This window comes from Mesorhizobium sp. M8A.F.Ca.ET.207.01.1.1 (assembly GCF_004794715.1).
Classification (GTDB): Bacteria; Pseudomonadota; Alphaproteobacteria; order Rhizobiales; family Rhizobiaceae; genus Mesorhizobium.
In genome coordinates, this window is the sequence record NZ_SRUS01000009.1 from 229,246 (window position 1) to 251,057 (window position 21,812).

28 protein-coding genes, 1 other RNA gene and 2 pseudogenes are annotated in these 21,812 nt (G+C 62.6%); 18 read left to right on the forward strand and 13 right to left on the reverse strand.

From position 1 onward, the window contains the following. The first annotated feature begins 23 nt into the window (after nucleotides 1–23). From efp to EN850_RS25570, 6 genes are all read left to right on the forward strand, one after another. Complete coding sequence (gene efp / locus EN850_RS25545) at nucleotides 24–590, forward strand: elongation factor P (RefSeq protein WP_027141779.1); 567 nt, start codon at nucleotides 24–26, stop codon at nucleotides 588–590. Between the two features lie 86 nt (nucleotides 591–676). Then, nucleotides 677–1,477: an inositol monophosphatase family protein gene (locus EN850_RS25550; protein WP_136092530.1), complete on the forward strand. Its 801-nt coding sequence runs from the start codon at nucleotides 677–679 to the stop codon at nucleotides 1,475–1,477. Between the two features lie 83 nt (nucleotides 1,478–1,560). Next, a complete protein-coding gene (locus EN850_RS25555) occupies nucleotides 1,561–2,247 on the forward strand; it encodes a hemolysin III family protein (RefSeq protein WP_127872142.1) in 687 nt (228 codons plus the stop codon). 179 nt (nucleotides 2,248–2,426) lie between these two features. Continuing rightward, a complete protein-coding gene (locus EN850_RS25560; RefSeq protein ID WP_136092531.1) occupies nucleotides 2,427–3,452 on the forward strand; it encodes a MotA/TolQ/ExbB proton channel family protein in 1,026 nt (341 codons plus the stop codon). A 1-nt stretch (nucleotide 3,453) separates the two neighbouring features. Further along, nucleotides 3,454–4,485, forward strand: a complete 1,032-nt coding sequence (locus EN850_RS25565; RefSeq protein ID WP_127277953.1) for a peptidoglycan -binding protein — start codon at nucleotides 3,454–3,456, stop codon at nucleotides 4,483–4,485. A 249-nt stretch (nucleotides 4,486–4,734) separates the two neighbouring features. Further along, on the forward strand, nucleotides 4,735–5,160 hold the full coding sequence (locus EN850_RS25570) for a hypothetical protein (protein WP_136092532.1): 426 nt from the start codon (nucleotides 4,735–4,737) through the stop codon (nucleotides 5,158–5,160). Nucleotides 5,161–5,252: 92 nt separating this feature from the next. Here the strand turns inward: EN850_RS25570 and EN850_RS25575 are convergent, their stop codons facing one another. After that, on the reverse strand, nucleotides 5,253–5,606 hold the full coding sequence (locus EN850_RS25575; RefSeq protein WP_136092533.1) for a DUF1304 domain-containing protein: 354 nt from the start codon (nucleotides 5,604–5,606) through the stop codon (nucleotides 5,253–5,255). A 142-nt stretch (nucleotides 5,607–5,748) separates the two neighbouring features. Here EN850_RS25575 and EN850_RS25580 point away from each other — a divergent pair, with 142 nt between their 5' ends. Further along, nucleotides 5,749–7,236, forward strand: a complete 1,488-nt coding sequence (locus EN850_RS25580; RefSeq protein ID WP_136092534.1) for a carboxypeptidase M32 — start codon at nucleotides 5,749–5,751, stop codon at nucleotides 7,234–7,236. Nucleotides 7,237–7,270: 34 nt separating this feature from the next. On the opposite strand, the gene EN850_RS25585 is transcribed toward EN850_RS25580, so the two are convergent. Beyond that, nucleotides 7,271–9,070: an ABC transporter transmembrane domain-containing protein gene (locus tag EN850_RS25585; protein ID WP_136092535.1), complete on the reverse strand. Its 1,800-nt coding sequence runs from the start codon at nucleotides 9,068–9,070 to the stop codon at nucleotides 7,271–7,273. Between the two features lie 207 nt (nucleotides 9,071–9,277). Between EN850_RS25585 and rpmE the strand changes: the two genes are divergently transcribed. Beyond that, nucleotides 9,278–9,499, forward strand: coding sequence for a 50S ribosomal protein L31 (gene rpmE / locus EN850_RS25590; RefSeq protein ID WP_096451251.1), 222 nt, complete (start codon nucleotides 9,278–9,280; stop codon nucleotides 9,497–9,499). Between the two features lie 226 nt (nucleotides 9,500–9,725). On the opposite strand, the gene EN850_RS25595 is transcribed toward rpmE, so the two are convergent. Next, nucleotides 9,726–10,355, reverse strand: coding sequence for a TetR/AcrR family transcriptional regulator (locus tag EN850_RS25595; RefSeq protein WP_136092536.1), 630 nt, complete (start codon nucleotides 10,353–10,355; stop codon nucleotides 9,726–9,728). Between the two features lie 120 nt (nucleotides 10,356–10,475). Between EN850_RS25595 and EN850_RS25600 the strand changes: the two genes are divergently transcribed. The 3 genes from EN850_RS25600 to EN850_RS36480 all read left to right on the forward strand — a co-directional run bounded on the left by EN850_RS25600 (nucleotide 10,476) and on the right by EN850_RS36480 (nucleotide 12,008). Beyond that, nucleotides 10,476–11,303 carry an NAD(P)H-binding protein gene (locus EN850_RS25600; protein WP_136092537.1) on the forward strand — a complete coding sequence of 276 codons (828 nt, stop codon included), beginning with the start codon at nucleotides 10,476–10,478 and terminating at the stop codon, nucleotides 11,301–11,303. Between the two features lies 1 nt (nucleotide 11,304). Then, a complete protein-coding gene (locus EN850_RS25605; protein ID WP_189591225.1) occupies nucleotides 11,305–11,784 on the forward strand; it encodes a DUF1772 domain-containing protein in 480 nt (159 codons plus the stop codon). A 62-nt stretch (nucleotides 11,785–11,846) separates the two neighbouring features. After that, a complete protein-coding gene (locus tag EN850_RS36480; protein ID WP_167531406.1) occupies nucleotides 11,847–12,008 on the forward strand; it encodes a hypothetical protein in 162 nt (53 codons plus the stop codon). 24 nt (nucleotides 12,009–12,032) lie between these two features. Here the strand turns inward: EN850_RS36480 and EN850_RS25610 are convergent, their stop codons facing one another. From EN850_RS25610 to EN850_RS25620, 3 genes are all read right to left on the reverse strand, one after another. Then, the gene (locus EN850_RS25610) at nucleotides 12,033–12,329 is read right to left on the reverse strand and encodes a SelT/SelW/SelH family protein (RefSeq protein ID WP_032934919.1); all 297 of its coding nucleotides are present in this window, start codon (nucleotides 12,327–12,329) and stop codon (nucleotides 12,033–12,035) included. A 17-nt stretch (nucleotides 12,330–12,346) separates the two neighbouring features. Beyond that, nucleotides 12,347–13,096, reverse strand: a complete 750-nt coding sequence (locus tag EN850_RS25615; RefSeq protein ID WP_135863218.1) for a YebC/PmpR family DNA-binding transcriptional regulator — start codon at nucleotides 13,094–13,096, stop codon at nucleotides 12,347–12,349. A 201-nt stretch (nucleotides 13,097–13,297) separates the two neighbouring features. Then, on the reverse strand, nucleotides 13,298–13,621 hold the full coding sequence (locus EN850_RS25620; protein WP_136092538.1) for a helix-turn-helix domain-containing protein: 324 nt from the start codon (nucleotides 13,619–13,621) through the stop codon (nucleotides 13,298–13,300). A 51-nt stretch (nucleotides 13,622–13,672) separates the two neighbouring features. On the opposite strand from EN850_RS25620, the gene EN850_RS25625 reads away from it, so the two are divergent. The 4 genes and pseudogenes from EN850_RS25625 to EN850_RS25640 all read left to right on the forward strand — a co-directional run bounded on the left by EN850_RS25625 (nucleotide 13,673) and on the right by EN850_RS25640 (nucleotide 15,479). Then, on the forward strand, nucleotides 13,673–14,155 hold the full coding sequence (locus tag EN850_RS25625; protein WP_127278121.1) for an SRPBCC domain-containing protein: 483 nt from the start codon (nucleotides 13,673–13,675) through the stop codon (nucleotides 14,153–14,155). A gap of 29 nt (nucleotides 14,156–14,184) precedes the next feature. Then, nucleotides 14,185–14,577 (forward strand): VOC family protein, encoded by a 393-nt coding sequence (locus EN850_RS25630; RefSeq protein ID WP_135863223.1) that lies wholly within the window; start codon nucleotides 14,185–14,187, stop codon nucleotides 14,575–14,577. A 50-nt stretch (nucleotides 14,578–14,627) separates the two neighbouring features. After that, nucleotides 14,628–14,990 (forward strand): hypothetical protein, encoded by a 363-nt coding sequence (locus EN850_RS25635; RefSeq protein ID WP_127278123.1) that lies wholly within the window; start codon nucleotides 14,628–14,630, stop codon nucleotides 14,988–14,990. Nucleotides 14,991–15,012: 22 nt separating this feature from the next. Further along, nucleotides 15,013–15,479: pseudogene (locus EN850_RS25640) on the forward strand (SRPBCC family protein). A 5-nt stretch (nucleotides 15,480–15,484) separates the two neighbouring features. On the opposite strand, the gene EN850_RS25645 reads toward EN850_RS25640, so the two are convergent. The 6 genes from EN850_RS25645 to ssrS form a co-directional block, all read right to left on the reverse strand. Beyond that, entirely contained in the window at nucleotides 15,485–15,772 is a 288-nt protein-coding gene (locus EN850_RS25645) for a BrnA antitoxin family protein (RefSeq protein WP_127278125.1), read from the reverse strand. After that, complete coding sequence (locus EN850_RS25650; RefSeq protein WP_246689274.1) at nucleotides 15,753–16,040, reverse strand: BrnT family toxin; 288 nt, start codon at nucleotides 16,038–16,040, stop codon at nucleotides 15,753–15,755. Before EN850_RS25650 ends, EN850_RS25645 begins: the two co-directional genes overlap by 20 nt. Nucleotides 16,041–16,120: 80 nt before the next feature. Further along, nucleotides 16,121–16,888, reverse strand: a complete 768-nt coding sequence (locus EN850_RS25655; protein ID WP_135863230.1) for a TerC family protein — start codon at nucleotides 16,886–16,888, stop codon at nucleotides 16,121–16,123. A 78-nt stretch (nucleotides 16,889–16,966) separates the two neighbouring features. After that, on the reverse strand, nucleotides 16,967–17,791 hold the full coding sequence (locus EN850_RS25660) for a YmdB family metallophosphoesterase (protein WP_127278128.1): 825 nt from the start codon (nucleotides 17,789–17,791) through the stop codon (nucleotides 16,967–16,969). Between the two features lie 70 nt (nucleotides 17,792–17,861). After that, nucleotides 17,862–18,449 (reverse strand): 5-formyltetrahydrofolate cyclo-ligase, encoded by a 588-nt coding sequence (locus tag EN850_RS25665; protein WP_135917197.1) that lies wholly within the window; start codon nucleotides 18,447–18,449, stop codon nucleotides 17,862–17,864. A 96-nt stretch (nucleotides 18,450–18,545) separates the two neighbouring features. Beyond that, nucleotides 18,546–18,701, reverse strand: a non-coding RNA gene (gene ssrS, locus EN850_RS25670) — 6S RNA. Nucleotides 18,702–18,845: 144 nt separating this feature from the next. On the opposite strand from ssrS, the gene EN850_RS25675 reads away from it, so the two are divergent. The 3 genes from EN850_RS25675 to EN850_RS25685 all read left to right on the forward strand — a co-directional run bounded on the left by EN850_RS25675 (nucleotide 18,846) and on the right by EN850_RS25685 (nucleotide 21,417). Then, the gene (locus tag EN850_RS25675) at nucleotides 18,846–19,685 is read left to right on the forward strand and encodes a MoxR family ATPase (protein WP_136092539.1); all 840 of its coding nucleotides are present in this window, start codon (nucleotides 18,846–18,848) and stop codon (nucleotides 19,683–19,685) included. A gap of 92 nt (nucleotides 19,686–19,777) precedes the next feature. Next, a complete protein-coding gene (locus tag EN850_RS25680; RefSeq protein WP_127278131.1) occupies nucleotides 19,778–20,224 on the forward strand; it encodes a GNAT family N-acetyltransferase in 447 nt (148 codons plus the stop codon). A gap of 2 nt (nucleotides 20,225–20,226) precedes the next feature. Further along, nucleotides 20,227–21,417 carry a VWA domain-containing protein gene (locus tag EN850_RS25685; protein ID WP_136092540.1) on the forward strand — a complete coding sequence of 397 codons (1,191 nt, stop codon included), beginning with the start codon at nucleotides 20,227–20,229 and terminating at the stop codon, nucleotides 21,415–21,417. 204 nt (nucleotides 21,418–21,621) lie between these two features. Here EN850_RS25685 and EN850_RS25690 read toward each other — a convergent pair. After that, nucleotides 21,622–21,812: pseudogene (locus tag EN850_RS25690) on the reverse strand (integrase); the annotation flags it as partial.

The following is a 21,812-nucleotide window of genomic DNA, read 5'->3' on the forward strand; positions in this document are numbered from 1 at the left end:
GCAGCATCCCGGATCCCATCATCATGGCCAAGATCAATGGCAACGAAATCCGTCCCGGCTATGTCATCGAACACGATGGCGGCCTCTGGGTGGCGGTCAGGACCAACACCGTCAAGCCCGGCAAGGGCGGCGCATACAACCAGGTCGAACTGAAGAACCTCATCAACGGCACCAAGCTCAACGAGCGCTTCCGTTCGGCCGAGACGGTCGAGCAGATCCGGCTCGACCTGAAGGATTTTTCCTTCCTGTACGAGCAGGAAGACGCGCTGGTGTTCATGGACACCCAAAGCTACGAGCAGCTCGAACTGAACAAGGATTTCGTCGGCGACCGCGCCGCGTTCCTGCAGGACGGCATGATGGTGACGGTTCAGCTCTACGAGGAGCGGCCGATCGGCATTTCGCTGCCCGACTATGTGACGCTGACCATCACCGAGGCGGATCCCGTGGTGAAGGGCCAGACCGCGGCGTCGTCCTACAAGCCGGCGGTGCTGGAAAACGGCATTCGCGTGCTGGTGCCGCCCTTCATCGGCGCCGGCGAACGCATCATCGTCGACACCAACGAAATCACTTACGTGCGCCGCGCCGACTGATGCGTGCCGCCCAGAAGTGGCCCCGGATTTGGGTCACCGGCATGCATCGAGACAGAGTTTAAAGCGCCGCACCAGGAAGAAGCACTATGGCACGCTCAGCCCTCCTCAACGTCATGGTCCAGGCCGCAATGAAGGCCGGTCGCTCGCTGTCGCGCGACTTCGGCGAGGTCCAGAACCTGCAGGTTTCGATGAAGGGGCCCGGCGACTATGTCAGCCAGGCCGACCGCAAGGCCGAGGACATCGTCTTTGCCGAATTGTCGAAGGCACGCCCGGGCTACGGCTTTCTGATGGAAGAACGCGGCGCGGTCGCCGGCGATGACAGCCAGCACCGCTGGATCGTCGATCCGCTCGACGGCACCACCAATTTCCTGCACGGCATTCCGCTTTTCGCAGTCTCCATCGCGCTCGAGCGCCAGGGCCAGATCGTTGCCGGCGTCATCTACAATCCTGCCATGGACGAGCTCTACACCACCGAGCGCGGCGGCGGCGCCTTCATGAATGATCGCCGCCTGCGCGTCGCCGGCCGCACGAAGCTTGTCGACACGGTGATCGGCTGCGGCGTGCCGCATCTCGGCCGTGGCCACCACGGCAATTTCCTGGTCGAGCTGCGCAACGTCATGGCCGAGGTCTCCGGCGTCCGCCGCATGGGCTCCGCCTCGCTCGATCTGGCCTATGTCGCCGCAGGGCGCATGGACGGGTTCTGGGAAGTTGGCCTGTCGGCCTGGGACATCGCCGCCGGCCTGCTCTTGATCCGCGAAGCGGGCGGCTTTGCCTCCGACATGGATGGCGGACAGGATATGCTCGACACCGGCACGGTCGTCGCCGGCAATGAGATCATCCAGCGCGCATTGCTGAAGACGGTGAAAAAGCCGCTCCCGCCGCGCTGAACGGCCGCAGTCGCAAAACCGCAAACAAAGCTTGAAATACTGTCCGGCGGTTGCCCAGATAAAGGGTGACGCTAGGACGATAGATGATCAACACGCCGCCACAGATCGAGATTCCGTTCATCGGACGCTGGCATTATTCGCGCGCCGAGATGATCGCCGACGGGATCGTCCATGCGGTGGGCATCGTGCTGGCGATCACGGCCGGCTCGGCGCTGCTGGCGCTCGCCGCCTTCCGGGTCGGGCCCGGCGAATACATCGCCGCCGTCTTCTATGTCGTCTCGCTGCTCACTGTTCTGTCGGTATCGTTGACCTACAATCTGTGGCCGGTGACCTCGCCCGCGAAGTGGATCTTGCGGCGTTTCGATCATGCCGCGATCTATCTGTTGATCGCCGCCACCTACACACCCTTTCTCGCCCAGTTGGGAAACTCGCCGCTGGCGCGCTGGATGATCGTTCTGGTCTGGGCCGCGGCGGCAACGGGCATTGCCATCAAGGTGTTTTTCCCCGGCCGCTTCGACAGGCTGGCGATCGTCTTCTACCTTGCCATCGGCTGGAGCGGCGTCATCCTTGTCAAACCGCTCGTCGAGACGCTGCCGACCACGTCGATCATGCTCATCGTCGCCGGCGGCGTCGTCTATTCCTGCGGCGTGATTTTCTTCGCCTGGAAGGCGCTGCGCTTCCACAACGCCCTGTGGCACGGCTTCGTCGTCACCGGCGCCGGCCTGCACCTGGCGGCCATGGTCGACTGCCTGGTCATCAACCGCCTTTGAGGCGCCGGCTCCTAAGGCTACCTGTGGCAATATTGCCAAGCACCATTCAATTTGGTCACAATTCCGTTTAGAGTCGCCAACTGCGTGATCGGCGGCACTGGGCAATTCAAGGGAAAGTGTGAGCGGTTTCCCGATCGGAATTGCGTCAAGGCAAACAGAGCATCGGAAACGGGGCACGGATGGCTTTTCTCAGATCCTTCGGCATGGGCAGGCGCTCCGACGTACTGGTCTACGATCCACACAAATTGTCGAGTCCGCAGGTCTTTCTGCTCACCATGGTCATCTTCCTGGCCATCGTCGCCTTCATCGCCGCCATCTTGACCCGCCAGGTCACCACCGCTTTCGTCACCAATCCCGGCCTCAATGGCCTGATCGTCGGCGTGCTCGTCGTCGGTATCCTGCTGGCCTTCACGCAGGTCGGGCGGCTGTTTCGCGAGGTGCGCTGGGTCAACTCGTTCCGCGCTGGCTCGGAGACCACGGAACCGGTGCTGCTGGCGCCGATGAAGGCGATGATCGGCCGCTCCTCCTCGATGGCCTTTTCGACCTCATCGATGCGCACAATGCTGGATTCCATCGCCACGCGCCTTGACGAAAGCCGCGACACCTCGCGCTACCTGGTCGGCCTGCTGGTGTTTCTCGGCCTGCTCGGCACCTTCTGGGGCCTGTTGAACACGATCGGCTCGATCCGCGAGACCATCGAGTCTCTCGATCCCGGCACGGGTGATGCCGCGGCGGTGCTCGATTCGCTGAAGCAGGGCCTGTCGGCGCCGCTGGCCGGCATGGGCACCGCCTTCTCGTCCTCGCTGTTCGGCCTCTCCGGCTCGCTCGTGCTCGGCTTCCTCGACCTGCAGGCCGGCCGCGCCCAGACGCGCTTCTACACCGAACTCGAAAACTGGCTGTCCTCGGTCACCGACCTGTCGTCCGACATCGTCGTCTCCGATGCGTCCAAGACCGAGCCCTCCGACGAAATCCGCCTGTTGTCGGAGCGGCTGCGCAGCATGCAGGAGAATGGCGGCGGCTCCAACCCGCGCGTCGCCACCGCCATGGCCAATCTCGCCGATGGCATTTCCGGCCTGGTCAAGAACATGCGTTCCGAGCAGCAGATCATGCGCGACTGGGTCGAGGCCCAGTCCGACGAGCAGAAGGCGATGCGCAATACGCTGGAAAAGATCGCCGACGCGCTGAAGAAGCCCGGGGTGCACTAGCATGGCGCTTGCCAGGGGCCGGCGTACCGATCGCCGCATCGATTATTGGCCTGGCTTCGTCGACGCGCTGTCGACGCTGTTGCTCGCCATCATGTTCCTGCTCACCGTCTTCGTGCTGGCGCAGTTCCTGCTCGGCCGCGAAATCTCCGGCAAGGACACGGCACTGTCGCGCCTCAATTCGCAGATCAACGAACTGACTCAGCTTCTGGCGCTGGAACGCTCGACGGCGCAGGACAAGGAGGATTCGCTGGCCAATCTGCAGGCGTCGCTATCGGCGGCTCAGGCGGAAAAGAGCCGGCTCGAACAGTTGCTGGCGCAAGGTGCCGGCGCCGGCGACGCCGCCAACCAGCGTGCCGCCGAGCTGGGCGGCGAACTGGACAGCCAGCGCCAGATCAGCCAGCAGGCGCTGAGCCAGGTCGAGATCCTCAACCAGCAGATCGCGGCCTTGCGCAAGCAGATCGGCGCGCTCGAGGATGCCCTCAACGTCTCCGAAACGCGCGACCGCGATTCCAACACCAAGATCGCCGATCTCGGTCGTCGCCTGAACGTGGCGCTGGCGCAGCGCGTGCAGGAATTGAACCGCTACCGCTCCGATTTCTTCGGGCGCCTGCGCGAAATCCTCGCCGATCGCGAGAACATCCGCATCGTCGGCGACCGCTTCGTGTTCCAGTCGGAAGTGCTGTTCCCGACCGGCTCCGAAGTGATCAACGATGCCGGCAAGGTCGAGATGAAGAAGCTCGCCGACGCCATCATCGAATTGCAGAAGGAGATCCCGCCGGAGATCAACTGGGTGCTGCGCGTCGACGGCCACACCGACAACAAGCCGCTGTCCGGCAATGGCCGTTACCGCGACAATTGGGAACTGTCGACGGCACGCTCGACCTCGGTGGTCAAGTTCCTGATCGAGAACGGCGTGCCAGCCAACCGGCTGGTCGCCGCCGGCTTCGGCGAGTTCCAGCCGCTCGATCCCGCCGACACCGATGAAGCGCGCAACAAGAACCGCCGCATTGAACTGAAGCTCACCGAACGTTGATCCATCATCACGCGAACTCACGCGAAATTGTTCGTCGGCTCAACTCTAGGGCGCAGGGATCGGCCGGCAAGGCCTGAAAAGATTATCTTTTTTTAATTACCCTTCGCGTCGAAGCGCTCTTAGCTTGCCGCTCAGGGCCGAGAACCGCCGGCGATGCCTCTCCCATCGCGACGCGACGGAACCGGACGGCCCACGTCCGGAACGCGGAGCGGCAAGGCCGCTCCCTTCCCAGCAAAAGGAGGCGCCGTCATGCGCTCTTCAGCATCTCTCAGGACTGCAACCCTTGCCGCAATTCTGATCGCCGCCCCGCTTGCCGGCGCCCATGCCGCGGGCAATCACAAGGGCGCTCTCGACGCGACCGACCCCACCGACATGACGGGTCCGCGTGTCGAGGCGCTCGTTGAGCAGATTCAGGGTGTCCATCGGGGCATCGTCGACGCCAGGCAGGCCAACAACATCACCCCGGCCGTCGCGGAGCGCCTGGAAATGCGAACGGCCCGCATCGGTCAGGCAGCCGAGAAGATAGCCGCGTCGGATCACGGCAGGATACCAGTCGCGCAATACCATGACCTGCTGCGCCGGCTCGACAATGTCGACCAGCGACTGAGGGTCGATACCGGCACCGGTTTCCTGATGGGCGACGGCGCCGACGGCGGAAACTATCCGAACGGCTGAGGCCATCCTGCCTGGAAAGGTCCCAGAGGAAGGGACCACTGGCGCCTTCGGGACCCCAATCCCGCGGGCGTCCTTTTTCCTTACCAGCCCATCTACCATCCGAGCCAGACCGCGATCAGGGCAACCACCGCCGGCACGGTCTGGATGTAAAGGATCTTGCGGCCGACTGTTGCCGCGCCATAGAGGCCGGCAATGGCTACGCATAACAGGAAGAAGACCTTGACCTGGAAACCGGCGGCGCCGAGGTAAAGCCCCCAGATCAGGCCGGCGGCGAGGAAGCCGTTGTAAAGGCCCTGATTGGCGGCGAGCACTTTGGAGGCGCTGGCGAATTCCGGCGTCAGGCGGAATGTCTTGTGCCCGCGCGGCGTGTCCCAAAGCACCATCTCGAGATAGACGATGTAGACATGGATCAAGGCCACCAGCCCGACCAGGATGTTGCCGATCATTCTGCTCCCCCTTCATGCGTCGCCGGCAGCATTTCATGCTCGACCTCGCCTGCGCAAGCTGCATCCGCCGAATGGTATCCGAGGGTTGCCAACGCTTTTGCGTTGGTGTTTTTTCGCGCCGTCCTCAATCACGGAAGCCGCCATGTCCTTTCACAAACTCGACGACCTCGGCCACAAGCTCGAAGCGCTTGAACATGCGCTGGCCATCCTCGGCGCCGATGAAGCGACCCACATGGCCGTCGGCGGCGGCGAGAAGCGCGCCGAGGCGATGGCGGCCCTTGCCGGCATGTATCACACCAGGGCGACCGCGCCGGAAATATCGGACTGGATCGCCGCCGCCGAAGGCGAGGCATTGGACGATGAGCAGCGGGCGGCTCTGGCCGAGCTGCGGCGGCAATACACCAACCTGACCTGCCTGCCGGTCGAGTTCGTCGAACGCCAGACGACGGCGCGCATGCGTTGCGAGCAGCTATGGCGCGACCTGCGCGCCAAGAACGACTGGGCTGGCTTCCAGCCGGCGCTCGAGGGCGTGGTGGCGCTTGTGCGCGAAGAGGCGGCCCTGCGCTCCGACGTGCTCGGCCTTGCCCCCTATGACGCGCTGATGGAGCAATTCGACCCCGGCAACCGCACGGCTGACATCACTCCTGTCTTCGCCGACCTGAAGGCCTTCCTCAAAGGCTTCGTGCCGGAGGCGCTGGCGATCCAGGACGCGCGGCTGCACAAGCATCCGCTGAAGCCGCTTTCGGGCACCTACGCGATCGACCGGCAGCGCGAACTCGGCCTTGCCATGATGGCCGCGGTCGGCTTCGACCTGACGCACGGCTCGCTGTCGGTGTCGCACCATCCGTTCTGCGGCGGCCTGCCCAGCGACGTGCGCATAACCACCCGCTACAAGACATCGGATTTCCTGTCGGCGCTGATGGGCGTGCTGCACGAGACCGGCCATGCGCTCTATGAACAGAACCTGCCCAAGGCGTGGTCGCACTGGCCGCTCGGCAAGGCCCGCGGCATGGCCGTGCATGAAAGCCAGAGCCTGTTCGTCGAAAAGCAGATCGGCCGCAATCCCGCCTTCTGGCGCTGGGCGCTGCCGGTGGTGGAAAAGCATCTCGGCGAAGCCTGGTCGCTCGACGATCTCCTGCCGCATATACATCGCGTCGAGCGCGGCCTGATCCGGGTGGATGCCGACGAGGTGACCTATCCGCTGCATGTCATCCTGCGCTACGAACTGGAGCAGGAACTCGTCTCGGGCAGGCTTGAGGTGGCTGATCTGCCCGAAGCCTGGGATGCCAAGATGCGCGACTATCTCGGCCTCTCGACCATCGACAATCCTGCGGACGGACCAATGCAGGACGTGCATTGGCCAGGTGCCGCCTTCGGCTATTTCCCCTCCTACACGCTGGGCGCGATGATGGCGGCGCAGCAATGGGCCGCGCTGGTGCGCGAGCATCCTTCGGCCGACGACGACCTTGCAAAGGGAAATTTCGCTGATATCAACGGCTGGCGTCGCGAGAAAATCTGGTCGCAGGGGTCGCGCTGGTCGACGCCGGACCTGCTCGAACGCGCCACCGGCGAAAAACTCAACGCCATGTATTTCACGGAGCATTTGCGCAAACGATACGGAACTGCGTGAGGCGACGCTGTAGTCGCCGGTCGAAACGCGCCCGCTATTCCGCCGCGCCCCTGAAGGCGCTGGCGCCGGTCTCGAATTGCAGCTTGGCCAGCCGCGCATAGATGCCGCCCTTGGCGACCAGGCTCTGATGCGTGCCTTCCTCGACGATGCCGCCGCCATCCATGACCAGGATCCTGTCGGCCTTCAGCACCGTCGCTAGCCGGTGGGCGATGACGATGGTGGTGCGCCCCTGCATCAGCCGCTCGAGCGCCGTCTGCACCAGCGTCTCGCTTTCGGCGTCGAGGGCGGAGGTCGCCTCGTCGAGCAGCAGGATCGGCGCATCGCGCAGGATGGCGCGGGCGATCGCCACCCGTTGGCGCTGGCCGCCCGACAGCGTCACGCCACGTTCGCCGACCGGGCTGTCATAGCCATGTTCGAGCTTGAGAATGAATTCGTCGGCAAGCGCATCCTTAGCCGCGGCCTCGATCTCGGCCTCGCTGGCACCTGGACGGCCAAAGCCGATATTGTCGCGCGCGCTCGCCGCGAAAATGGTGACATCCTGCGGCACGATGGCGATGCGCTCGCGCACCGAAACCGGATCAGCTTCGCGCACGTCGACGCCGTCGATCAGGATCTTGCCGGTTTCGGGATCGTAGAAGCGCAGGATCAGCGAAAAGACGGTGCTCTTGCCGGCCCCTGAAGGACCGACGATGGCCACCGTCTCGCCGGGTTTGACCGAAAAACTCAAGCCATGGACGGCGGCGCGGTCGGGTCTTGCCGGATAGGAGAACGAGACATCATCGAAGATGATCGCGCCTTTGGTGGCCGCGGGCAACGGCTTCGGATCGGCGGGCGCCTGGATCGCCGGTGTCTCGGCCAATATCTCGGTCAGCCGTTCGGCGGCGCCGGCTGCTTGCGCGAGTTCGCCCCAGACTTCCGACAGCGCGCCGAGCGCGCCGGCGGCGAACACCGAATAAAGCAGGAACTGCCCGAGTGTGCCGGGCGACAGATTGCCGTCAAGCACGTCGCGCGAGCCGAACCACAGCACCGCAACGACCGAGGAGAAAATGGTAAAGATGGCGAAGAAGGTGAGGAAGGAACGTGCGAAGATAGAGGCCCGCGCCGCCTCGAAGGCCGCTTCCACCGCACCCGAAAACCGTCCAGTGACCAGTGTCTCATTGGTGAACGCCTGCAGCGTGCGCACCGCGCCGATCTGTTCGCTGGCATAGGCTGTAGCGTCGGCAAGCGTGTCCTGCGCCTGCCTCGACTTGCGACGCACCGAGCGGCCGAAGGCGACCAGCGGCAGCACGATGACCGGTATCGCGGCAATGACCAAGCCGGACAGTTTCGGGCTGGTGACAACCATCATCGCCAATGCGCCGAGGCCAAGGATGACGTTGCGCAGCGCGACCGAGGCCGTGGCGCCGACCGCCGATTTGACTTGTGTGGTATCGGCGGCAAGCCGCGACACGATCTCGCCGGACTGGGCGGTGTCGAAGAAGGCAGGCGACAGCGTCGTCACATGGGCAAAGACATCGCGTCTGATGTCGGCGACGACGCGCTCTCCGAGCGTGATGACGAAATAGTAGCGGCCGGCCGATGCCGCCGCCAGCACGGCGGCCATCGCCACCAGGGCGGCGAAGTATTCGGCGATGAAACTGGTGCTGGACGACGAGAAACCATGGTCGATCATGCGCCGCACCGCCAGCGGCAGCGCCAGCGTCGTTGCCGCTGCGATGACCAGCGAGATGAGGGCGCCGACCACCAGCGTGCGATATCCAGTGATGTAGGGAAACAGGCGTCTGAGCGGCTTGAGCGAGCGTCGGCGCTCGTCTGCGCTGCTTGATTGCGCCATCTCGGTGTTTCCTCTAGCCGCCTCAGCTTCATGCGCCTTGAATATGCGCTTGCCGCGGCCTTGTGATTCAATTCCGGCTGATGTATAGGCACGCCGACCGTTTTAGAAGCCGTGGCTCCTCAATAGCTGCGGCTTCGAGTTTTAAAAAGAGGCGCATCGACGCAGGCTTATGCCCGTCAGCCGCGCCGGCAAGCCAGGAACCGAGCCATGAAGAGCGCAATCCATCCCGACTACCACACCATCAAGGTCGTCATGACCGACGGCACCGAATACATGACCCGTTCGACCTGGGGCAAGGAAGGCGATACGATGAACCTCGATATCGACCCGACCACCCACCCGGCCTGGACCGGCGGTCAGCAGACCCTGCTCGACCGCGGCGGCCGCCTGTCGAAGTTCAAGAAGCGTTTTGAGGGTTTCGGCCTCTAAGCCGCATCGGGCTTTCGCAGATCAAGAACCCGCCTTCGAGGCGGGTTTTTTGTTGACCAGAACCATCTTCCCCTCCCCCCGTCATAAAGCTGTTCTTAAATATCACAGGCCCGCGCTGCCCCTCACCTGCCTGCCGGCATCCTCTCCCCGTATAGTGACGGGGGAGAGGGGCTCCGTCCTTGGCGGCTTCACCAGATGTTAAAACTATGGGAAGTTCAAGGCTTCTCTACTCGGCCAGCAGCTCCCGCAGCGCCATGCGCTTGTAGGCAGCGACCAGCCTGTCGCCTTCTTGCCGCTCGACCGAGATCGCCAGGCGCATGACCGCCTCGCCCATCTGCCAGATGAGAAACGCCGTTGTCTCCAGGGAGACGGGGTCGGCGCCGGGGCGTAGGCGCTTCAGCACCGCGACCAGGAATTCGGCATTGGCCCGGCTGTCGGCGAGCTCGAGTTGGCGCAGCGCCTTGTCTGCTTGCGTGCCCGACCAAATGTCGCGCATCACCGGCTCGGCCAGGAACAACCCGTAATAAATGTCGACCAGCTCCGAGAACGCCCGGCCAAGCCCTTCGGCGTCGTTGACGTCTTTCAACGCCGCCGAAATGCAGGCCTGGCTTTCCACGGTGTAGCGTTCGGCCAGCGCCCAGACGATCGCCCGCTTGTCCGGAAAGAATTGGTAGAGCGACCCGATCGACACCTCTGCCCGTTCCGCCACCTCGCCCATGCGCATGGCATCGCTGCCTTGCTCCGCGATCAGCGCCGAGGCGGCGGCCAGCATGCGCTCGACCCGCTCGCGGCTGCGCTGCTGGCTCGGCGCCCGGCGTGGCGAGGCAATCTGATCGTTGGCCGCTGTGCCGTCCATGACTGTCTCCAACAAACCCGCTCGGCAAATCGCGGGGAATGACTTGACTTACAAAATACGAGGGTTTATCACGTTTTGCAAATGTGAGGATTACTCATGTTTTGACGCGGAGAAAATGACATGACTGATACCAAACCAATCCTGATCCTCGGCGGCACCGGCAAGACCGGCAGCCGTCTCGCGGCGCGGCTGACCGCGCATGGCGTGCCGGTACGCATCGGCTCGCGCTCCGGCGCGCCGCGCTTCGACTGGGAAGTTCCCGCCACCTGGGGACCCGCACTCGATGGCGTCGACGCCGTCTACATCAGCTACTATCCAGACCTCGCCGTGCCGGGTGCCGCCGAAACCGTTGGCGCCTTCTCCCGGCTTACGGTGGCCAGTGGCGTCACCCGGCTGGTGCTGCTCTCGGGGCGCGGCGAGCACGAGGCCCAGCGCGCCGAGGAGATGCTGAAGGCCTCGGGCGCGGAGTGGACGATCCTGCGCTGCGCCTGGTTCTCGCAGAACTTCTCCGAAGGTTTTCTCATCGAGCCGCTGCTGGCGGGCGAGGTGGCGCTGCCGGTCGGGCCTGTCGGCGAACCTTTTGTCGATGCCGACGACATCGCCGAAGTGGCCTTCGTCACGCTGACCGAGCCCGACCATGTCGGCCTGCTCTATGAACTAACCGGACCGCGGCTGCTGAGTTTCGCCGACGCGGTCGCAGAGATCGCAAGGGCCGCCGGGCGCGACATCCGCTTTGTCAGTATCTCGCATGACGAATTCACCACGGCGGTCGCCGCGCATGACCTGCCGCCTGAGTTCGCCTGGCTGCTCAACGAGCTGTTCACGCAAGTTCTCGACGGCCGCAACGAGGCCCTCGCCGACGGCGTCCAGCGCGTGCTCGGCCGCCAGCCCAGGGACTTTTCCGCCTACGCAACCGAAACCGCCGCAACCGGCATCTGGAGCAACTGACATGATCGCCAAACTTCTCCCCAGCCTCACCTTCATCGCGGCCCTGGGCGCAGGCGTCGTCGGCGGCGTGTTCTTCGCCTTCTCCAATTTCGTCATGCCGGCATTTGCCCGTCTGCCGGCGGCGGGCGGCATCGCCGCCATGAATTCGATCAACGTCACCGTCATCACGCCGATGTTCATGACCGCCCTTTTCGGCACAGGGCTGATCTGCCTGGTGCTCGTCGCCGGCGCGATCATCGGCTGGAGCCAGCCGGGTTCGTTCTGGCTACTCGCCGGCGCGCTTATCTATCTTGTCGGCAACCCGATCGTGACCATGGTCTTCAACGTGCCGCTCAACGATGCACTGGCCGCAGTCGATCCAGCCAGCAGCAATGGTGCCGCGGTCTGGTCCGACTTTCTCAGGGACTGGGTGATGTGCAACCACGTCCGCACCGTCACCGCCATCGTGGCGATGGCATCCTTCTGGTTCGCCTCGCGTTGACATGTTTGCGGGCCGCCGCATCGGGCGTTGCGGCGGCCGCAAGCATTATCGGGAGAAGAGCCGTGAACGACCCCTATTCGACCATGGCCATCGGCATCGCGATCGGCGTTGGCCTCGGTGCTGCCCTTGGCGCGGCGATGGATGATTCGGCCCTCGGCGTCGGCGTGGGCATCGCGATCGGTGCCGGCATCGGTGCTGTTTTCGGACGCCGGCCCGGAAAATGATGGTCCTGCTTTCGCAGCAAAAATTCAGCTCTTCGCCTTACGGTCGGCGTGGCCGAGATCACGATCCGGATCGATCACATCGCGGACCAACTGCTTGAGTTTCGCAGCGTCCGGAAAACCGCCGTCGCGCTTGCGGTCCCAGACCAGCACATCGTTGCAGGAGATGGTGAAGATGCCGCCTGTGCCCGGCACCAGCGTCACCTCGCCGAGATCGGTGCCGAAGGTGGAGAGCAGCTCCTGCGCCATCCAGCCGGCACGCAACAGCCATTGGCATTGCGTGCAGTAGGTGATGCGGATGGCGGGCAACCGAGCTTTGCTCATGTCGGATCGGGCTTCACTCACGCCGCACTGAGCTTGGCCAAGGTTTCGTCATCGACCTCGAAGTTGGCGTAGACGCTTTGCACGTCGTCATCGTCCTCGAGCGTCGCAACCAGCTTCATCAGCGACTGCGCCCGCTCCTCGTCGACCGGAACATTGTTCTGCGGGCGCCAGATCAGCTTCACCGATTCCGCCTCGCCGAGCGAGACTTCCAGTGCCTTCGACACCTCGCCGACATTCTCGAAGGCGCAATAGATGGTGTGGCCTTCCTCGTCGCTTTCCACGTCGTCGGCACCGGCTTCGATCGCCGCGTCCATGATCTTGTCGGCGCTGCCGGCCGAGGCCGGATAGTAGATTTCGCCGGCGCGGTCCCACATGAACGACACCGATCCGGTTTCGCCGAGCGCGCCGCCGGCCTTGGTGAAGGCGGCGCGGACGTTGGACGCCGACCGGTTGCGGTTGTCGGTCAGTGCCTCGACGATCACGGCGACGCCACCTGGGCCATACCCTTCGTAGCGCACGGCTTCGTAATTCTCGGCATCGCCCATCGAGGCCTTGTTGATGGCGCGCTGGATGTTGTCCTTCGGCATCGACACGGCCTTGGCGTTCTGGATCGCCAGGCGCAGGCGCGGATTCATCGATGGATCGGGCGTCCCGCTCTTGGCGGCAACGGTGATTTCGCGCGCCAGCTTGGAAAACATTTTCGACCGCACCGCGTCCTGACGGCCCTTGCGGTGCATGATGTTCTTGAACTGTGAATGGCCAGCCATGGCACCCCTGTCGTGTTCGGCTAGAGCGTCTTGCCGCGAGATGCGTCACCTCGCCTTTGCAAAAGGCTCGAATTCAAAAATTTCAGAACGACCCTGATGCGTCCGGGTGGACGCGCGGCGCTCCTTGTCGGAATGGCCGGCTTATAGATAAATCGGCTCAATTCGTCCAGCCGCGCCGCGCCACGGCGATCCCGGCCGTGTCTATGCTTCCAGATCGGACTTCAGCCGGTCGATGATGCTGAGCGCGTGGCCGGCATACTGGCTGATCCAGCGGTCGTGGATCTGCTTGATCGGCAGGGAATTCAGATGGTTCCAGCGCTCGCGTCCGTCACGACGCGCAACGATCAGATCCGCCTCTTCCAGCACCTTGAGATGCAGCATGACGGTGCAGCGGTCGATGGCGGGAAAGGCATCGCACAGCATGCCGGTGGTCTTTGGCTCGTCTTTCAACCGATCCAGTATTTCGCGCCGGCGCGGATGCGCCAGCGCCTTGAAAACATTGTCGTCTTGCGATCGGCTTGACATGTTATGTTTCTATAACATATCGTTGTCGCGATCAAGCAAGGAGCTGTGGATATGTCTCTTGGATTCAGTGTTTCAGGGCGCATCGGCAAACCGGTCGCCGAAGTCTTTGACGCGGTCGTCAATCCGAAGAAGCTCAGCGGCTATTTCACCACCATCGGCGGCGCCAGCGCGCCATTGGTTGCCGGTTCGGGTGTCGTCTGGTGGGGCAAGGTGCCGGTCGAGGTCGACGAAGTGGTCAAGGACAGCCGCATCGTGCTGCGCTGGGATGCCACCGACACCGACGGCAAGCCCGCCTACAAGACCCGCATCGAGATGAATTTCGAGCCGCTCGACGATGGCGGCACCTTCGTCACCATCGCCGAGAGCGGCTGGCAGGAAGGCGCGGTCGGCCTGAAGAAGTCCTACCTGAATTGCGAAGGCTGGTCGCAGATGCTGGCCTGCATGAAGGCCTACGTCGAATACGGCATCAATCTGCGCGACGGTTATTACCGCAGCGAGATGAGGGGCGAACCCGCCAGCGAGGCCAATGTTTGAACGACGATAGGAAAAGGGGAGAACCCGCGATGACGAAAGTAAGGCCATTCCTGATGTTCGAGGGCAAGGCCGAAGAGGCAATGACCCTTTATTGCGGGACCATTCCCGACAGTAGCATCCTCGACGTCACACGTTACGGTTCCGGTGAAGACGGCGCGGAAGGTATGCTCAAACTGGCGCGCGTTTCCATCTGCGGCCTGGAGGTGACGGTCTATAACAGCCCTGTTCACCACGCTTTCACCTTCACGCCGTCGTTCTCGCTCTATGTCGACTGTTCCTCCGAACAGGAACTGGAGCGCATCGTCGAAACCTTGGCGAAGGGAGGCGGCTTCCTGATGCCGCCAGACAACTATGGCTTTAGCCGCCGCTTCGCATGGCTGAACGACAGGTTCGGCGTCTCCTGGCAGATCAACCTGCCATGACGGAACGCCAGTTGAACCAGCCAACCAGCACCCCAACAAGGACGGGAACCATGACCGCGAAGATCACCGGCGGCATCAACATCGCCATGAAGGTGCCGTCGCACCAGTACGAAGCGACGATCGCCTTCTACCGCGACGTCGTTGGCCTCAAGCCGTTCACCGCCAAGCCGCCGGCGATCGGCTTCGAACTTGGGCCCAACAGGCTGTGGATCGACGAAGTGCCGATGATGAGCCAGGCCGAGATTTGGCTGGAGCTTTTCACGCAGGATTTTCCGGGCGCCGCGGATCATCTGGCCAAGGCAGGCGTTGTGCGTTGCGATGCCATCGAGCCATTGGGCGAGGGTTTCCGTGGTGGCTGGATCACCAATCCGGCCAACATCATTCATATGGTGCGCGAACCCGACGCCTGGTGAGCGTATTCGAAAGGAGATCGCCATGGAAATCCGTGAAACACCGACAGCCGAAGCCGCCATGCTGATCCGGCGGCCGGTCGCTGATGTTTTCGAGGCCATCGTCGATCCGGCGATCACGACCCAATTCTGGTTCACCATGGCAGCGGCCGGCTTGACGGTGGCAAGCCTGTTCAGTGGGAGTGGCGCATGTATGGCGTCTCGACGACCGTCGACGTCAGCGAGATCGTCCGGGACAAGAAGATCGTCATGACGTGGAGCGACCCGCCGACCACTGTGGTCTGGACCTTCACTGAAATGCCTGGCGAGGCGACATTCCTCGAAGTCGGGAATTTTGGCTTTACCGGCAATGGCGACGAGCAGGTGAAAGAAGCGGTCGGCTCAACCGGCGGCTTCACGCTGGTGCTCGCCGGCGCCAAGGCCTGGCTGGAGCAGGGCCTGACCCTGAGCCTCATCGGTGATCGTCACCCGAAGGGGGTACCGGCAGGTTAAACGACTCAGGATCGCCGTTTTTCCTGTTCGATCACATGGTGGCGGAGCACGCGATTGATCTCGGTTTGATAGCCCCCACCTCCGACATGTTCCTTGAACCAGGAGAGCACGTCGGCATCGAGCCGAATGGTCACCGGCTGCTTAATTGGGCGGTAAAGATGCCCACGACGGGCATGTATCCAGTTCTCGGCCGGAGCCTCTGGAATATCGGAAGTATCAATCTCGCTGTCAGGCAAATCGGCCAGCTTTGCAAGCTGGTCTCGCTGGTCGTGGCTAAGGTCCTTCCTGCTCATAGCGCCTCCTTTCATGCGGCGTCGCTTTCCGAGCCCTGACAATCCGAACCCGCTCTTCAGCTTCGCGATCCGGGTAGGTATGGACAACCAGCAGAACCACTACGGTTTTGACCATCCCGATCGCATGCCATCGTTGCTCACCGTCTTCGAAGCGGTCAGGCACGATAAGATGAAGCGGGTCATCGAACACCTTCTGGGCGAGATCGAATACAACCCCATGTTTGGCAAGGTTGCGTCTGGCCTTTTCAAGGTCCCATTCAAATCGCAAAGCGGGCAGCCTCGATTTACATTACTGTACATACAATTCGGTAAAAATCGAGTCAAAAGTCAGACTGTGGCGTCCGCGCTCTAATGCCCGTCGCCGGATTTCGCTTTCTTGCGCCGCCGCGCCAGCATGTTGAGCCCCTCGACCAGCGCCGAAAAACCCATCGCCGCGTAGATGTAGCCCTTGGGAACATGATAGCCCATGCCGTCCGCGATCAGCGTCATGCCGATCATCAACAGGAAGCCCAGGGCCAGCATGACGATGCTGGGGTTCTTGGCGATGAAGTTGGCCAGCGGACCCGCCGCCAGCATCATCACGCTGACGGCCACGATCACCGCGATGTACATGATGGCGATCTCGTCGGTCATGCCGACGGCGGTGATGATGGAATCGATCGAAAAGACGAGGTCGAGCAGCAGAATCTGGAAGATCGCGCCGGCAAGCGAGATCTTGAGCGTCTCTCCCATCATCGTGTCCTTGTGGTCGTCGGGATCGACCGTGTGGTGGATCTCCTTGGTCGCCTTCCACACCAGGAACAGGCCGCCGGCGATCAGGATCAGGTCGCGCCAGGAGAAACCGTGGCCGAACGCGGTGAAGACCGGCGTCGTCAGTTGGACGATGACCGAAATGGTGGCGAGCAGCACCAGGCGCATGATCAGTGCCGCCGAGATGCCGAGCCGGCGCGCACGAGCCCTCTGGTCCACGGGCAGCTTGTTGGTCAGAATGGAGATGAAGATCAGATTGTCGATGCCGAGCACGATCTCGAGCACCACCAGCGTCAGCAAGGCGACCCATGCGGTTGGATCGGAAACGAATTGAAAATGCGGCGCAAGAAATTCGATAAGCTGCATGGAGGTCGTTGTCCCCTCTTTTAACGATCTGAAGCAGATGTCGTCGGCAGTTAGGTACTGCGCGCGCCTATATCAATGTCACGACCAGAACGACGGAGCCGTTTCTTCCAGTCTCGGCCCGCGACGAAACGGCGCGATCTTCTCGGTCAGTCCGGTACGATCGGAAATATTGACACCGACCCCACACAAGGTCGCCGGGCCGGTCGCTGCCTCGAAACGCCCTTTCGGTACTTTCGACAGGAACCGGTTGAGTGGTTCCTCCTTGTCCATGCCGAGCGAGGAATCATAATCGCCGCACATGCCGGCATCCGACAGATAGCCGGTGCCGCCATTGAGGATCTGGTGATCGGCGGTGGGCTGGTGCGTGTGAGTACCGACGACCAGGCTGGCGCGGCCGTCGACGAAATGCGCGAAGCACATTTTCTCCGAGGTCGCTTCCGCATGGAAGTCGATGATCACCGCATCGGCCTGCTCGCCGAGCGGACAGGCTGCAAGCTCACGCTCGCCGGCCTGGAACGGATCGTCGAGCTCGGGATGCATGAATACTCGGCCCATGATGTTGGCGACCAGCACGCGCGCGCCGTTTTTGGCGATGTAGACGCCGGAGCCGCGCCCGGGCGTACCCTTGGGAAAATTGGAGGGCCGCAGGAACCGCTGCTCGCGCGGCGCGAAGGCCAGCGCATCGCGCTGATCCCAGACATGGTTGCCGGTGGTGACGACATCGGCGCCTGCAGCGATGGTCTCCCGAAAGATCTCTTCGGTGATGCCGAAGCCGCCGGCGGCATTCTCGCCATTGACGATGACGAAGTCGAGTTTGAAGTCCGAGATCAGGCCAGGCAGCTGTTCCCACACCGCCGTGCGTCCCGTTTTTCCAACCATGTCACCGAGGAAGAGAAGTCTCATATGATCCTGCACCGAAAGTCAGCGAAGCAAATGCCGCATGACATCCGCGAAAAGATCATGCCTCCATTATCTACAATTTTGGCGTGAAGCGGCGCAACCCGCTCTCGGTGAGTATTTCCGGGATGATCACGTCATGGTTCTCGTCCGGAACCTGCGCCACTTCCTGGCAGTCGAAGGCTATGCCGATCAGCCGGGGCGTATGCCCCTTGTCGACGAGCTTCGCGATCGCGCGATCGTAATAGCCGGCGCCATAACCGATGCGGTGGCCGCGTGCGTCGAAAGCGGCGAGCGGCACCAGCATGACCGAGGGGTCGAGAACCTCGGCCTCCGCGTGCGGTCCGATCGTGCCAAAACCCATGTCGACCATCGGCGCGCCACGCACCAGTTCGCGAAAGACGATGGTGGTCTTGTCGAGAATGGCAGGCAGGCAGAGCCGTGCGCCCCGCTCACGCAAGGCGAACATCAGCGGCCTGACATCGACCTCCGAGCGCATCGGCCAGAAACCGGAGACGATCTGGCCAGGGCCGATCTCCAGATGGTCGCGCGCCGTCTCCGCCATTTCGAGCGCGGCCTCGACCCGCCAGAATTCGTCGAGCGCGTCGCGGCGAGCGAGTGCCTCGAGGCGTAGCTGCTTTTTCAGGTCTTTGGGAGAGGTCATGCGGCCAAGGTAGAAAAGGTCAGAGCTGTGTGAGGTCTCAAGCGCGACGTTTTCCACCGCATCATCCACCAGGATGGGTGGACGCCTTGCGACAAGTGACGGTCCACACAACCGGTGGAGAGGTCGATCCCGGGTGCCTACAAAGTAGGTGGGCGCCGTGTGAGAAAACCCACGGGTCTTCCCAGGGACAGCTCCCTAAGGATCGTTAAGGCCCCGGGGAAAAGTGTCTCCTGCCGGGAAGCGCAGACCGCCTCTATCAATATAGGCCGATGGTGGCCCAAGCGCCAGAGAGACGGTGCTCTTTCCGCACCGGTCGGCATCATCGCCTTTGCAGACCCGCCCTTGCGCGGACCGGAGGGCCTCCTTACGGTTCCCGGAATGAACCAAGGAGCAAAAATGCGTTTCGAAGGCACGGCGGCCTATGTCGCCGACAAGGATCTGATGGTGGCGGTCAACGCGGCGATCGCGCTGGAACGGCCGCTGCTGGTCAAGGGCGAGCCCGGCACCGGCAAGACCGAACTAGCCCGCCAGGTGGCGGCGGCACTCGGCCTCGACCTCATCGAATGGCATGTCAAATCGACGACACGGGCGCAGCAGGGTCTCTACGAATACGATGCCGTGTCGCGGCTGCGCGACAGCCAGCTCGGCGATGTCAGGTTCAATGACATCAAGAACTACATCAAGCGCGGCAAGCTCTGGCAGGCGTTCGCGGCTGGCAAGAAGGTCGTGCTCCTCATCGACGAGATCGACAAGGCCGACATCGAATTCCCCAACGATCTCCTGCAGGAACTCGATCGGATGGAGTTCTTCGTCTACGAGACCGGCGAGACCATCCGCGCCGCCGTCCGCCCGATCGTCATCATCACCTCCAACAACGAGAAGGAACTGCCGGACGCCTTCCTGCGCCGCTGCTTCTTCCATTATATCCGCTTTCCCGACGTCGATACGCTGCACCGGATCGTCGATGTCCATTATCCCGGCATCAAGCAGAACCTGGTGCGCGCGGCCCTCACCCAGTTCTACGAAATTCGCGAGGTGCCGGGCTTGAAGAAGAAGCCGTCAACCTCCGAGGCATTGGACTGGATCCGCCTGCTGGTCGCCGATGACATCGCGCCCGAGGATTTGCGCGCCGACGCCAAGAACGCGCTGCCCAAGCTGCACGGTGCCCTGCTGAAGAACGAACAGGATGTGCATCTGTTCGAGCGGCTGGCCTTCATGGCCAGACGGCAGCAATAGCAAGGCAGCAATAGCACTTTCCCCTGATGTGGACCGTTGCCGCCGGCCGCAGAGCACGTCAGCATCGGCCAGAACCCTTCGGAGGAGATGAAATGTCTGAGATTGTTGTCCGCCCGCTCGCGCAATCCGACCACGCCGACTGGCGCCGCTTGTGGACCGACTATCTGACCTTCTATGAAACCAAGCTGCCGGAAGAGGTCTACGCGATCACCTGGAAGCGGCTGTTCACGACAGGCGAATTCGAGCCGAAGGGTTTTATCGCTACCCTCGACGGCAAGGCCGTCGGCCTCACCCACTACCTCTATCACCGCTCCGGCTGGTCGGAGAAAAACAATTGCTACCTGCAGGACCTGTTCGCCGACCCGGATGTGCGCGGCAAGGGCATCGGTGCGGCCCTCATCGAAGCCGTGAAGCAGGAGGCCGGCAAGATCGGGGTGAAAAACGTCTACTGGATGACGCACGAGACCAACGCCACCGCGCGCAAGCTCTACGACCACGTCGCGCGCAGGACCGGCTTTATCGAGTATGATCTGTTGTAGTCATGTTCATCCCCTTCTTCCTTGAACTGAAGGCAGCGCGCGTTCCCGTTTCGCTCAGGGAATACCTCTCTCTGCTCGAAGGGCTGGAAGCCGGGCTTGTCGATTATGACGTCGAGGGTTTTTACTATCTCGCCCGCGCCGCTTTGGTGAAGGACGAGCGCCATATCGACCGCTTCGACCAGGTGTTCGCGCATGTCTTCAAGGGCATCGAGGCGCTCGGCGGCCCGGATGCCGTCGACGTCGCCGACATTCCCGAGGAATGGCTGCGCCGGCTCGCAGATAAGCACCTGACCGAGGAGGAGAAAAGACTGGTCGAGGCGCTTGGCGGCTTCGCCAGGCTGATGGAGACGCTGAAGCAGCGGCTCAAGGAACAGAAGGGCCGCCATCAGGGCGGCTCGAAATGGATCGGCACGGGCGGCACCTCGCCCTTCGGCGCCTATGGCTACAACCCCGAAGGCGCGCGCATCGGGCAAGCTGAAAGCCGCAACCGGCGCGCGGTAAAAGTCTGGGACAAGCGCGAATTCAGGAATTTCGACGATGCCGTCGAACTCGGCACCCGCAACATCAAGATCGCGCTGAAGCGTCTGCGCCGCTGGGTGCGCGAAGGCGCCGAGGAAGAGTTCGACCTGCCCGGCACCATCCACGCCACCGCCGAGCACGGCTATCTCGACGTCCAGACACGGCCCGAGCGTCGCAATGCGGTGAAGCTCCTGATGTTCTTCGATGTCGGCGGCTCGATGGACGACCACATCAAGAGCGTCGAGGAGCTGTTTTCGGCGGCTCGCGCCGAATTCCGCCAGCTCGAATATTTCTATTTCCACAACTGCCTCTACGAAGGCGTGTGGAAGGACAATCGCCGCCGCCATGCCGAGGTGATTCCGACGTTTGACCTCATCCACAAATATGGCCCCGACTATAAGGTCATCGTCGTCGGCGATGCCTCGATGAGCCCTTACGAGATCGCCCACCCCGGCGGCTCGGTGGAACACTGGAATCCCGAGGCGGGCAGCGTTTGGCTCGGCCGGCTCCTGCAGCAATGGCCGAACGCGGTGTGGCTGAATCCGGAGAGTGAAAGGAATTGGGGCTTTACGCATTCCATCGCCATGATTCGCGACATCTTTGGCGGCCGCATGTTCCCGCTGACACTGGCCGGATTGGAAGGCGCGACGAAGCAGCTTTCCAGAAAGCATTAGTTGTCGGAGATACAGGACAAGGTTGGCGCTGCCCCTCATCGCCTGCCGGGCACTTCTCCCCGTATAGTGACGGGGAGAAGGAAGCTGGCCGTGGCCTCGATGCCCATCTTGCAATGCCGGCGATTGGCGAAACCGGCGACGGGAGCTGTCCAGCCGATAGATGGGTAACAGATTGAACCGGATACATAGGTAACAGTTCTCCCCCTATGCATCCGCCGCAGCGCCAAGCGGTTTGGTTGGCGCGGCGCTGCGGCGGACGAGCTTCATACGTCTGGTGTCGATGATGCCAAGCGGATAATCATGGAAGGTAAGTGCCCATTGGCCGTCCTCGGCTTCGGTGGCCGCGACGGCTTCGCCGGCCAGTGATTGCGAGACATAGACGAAGCCGCCATTCC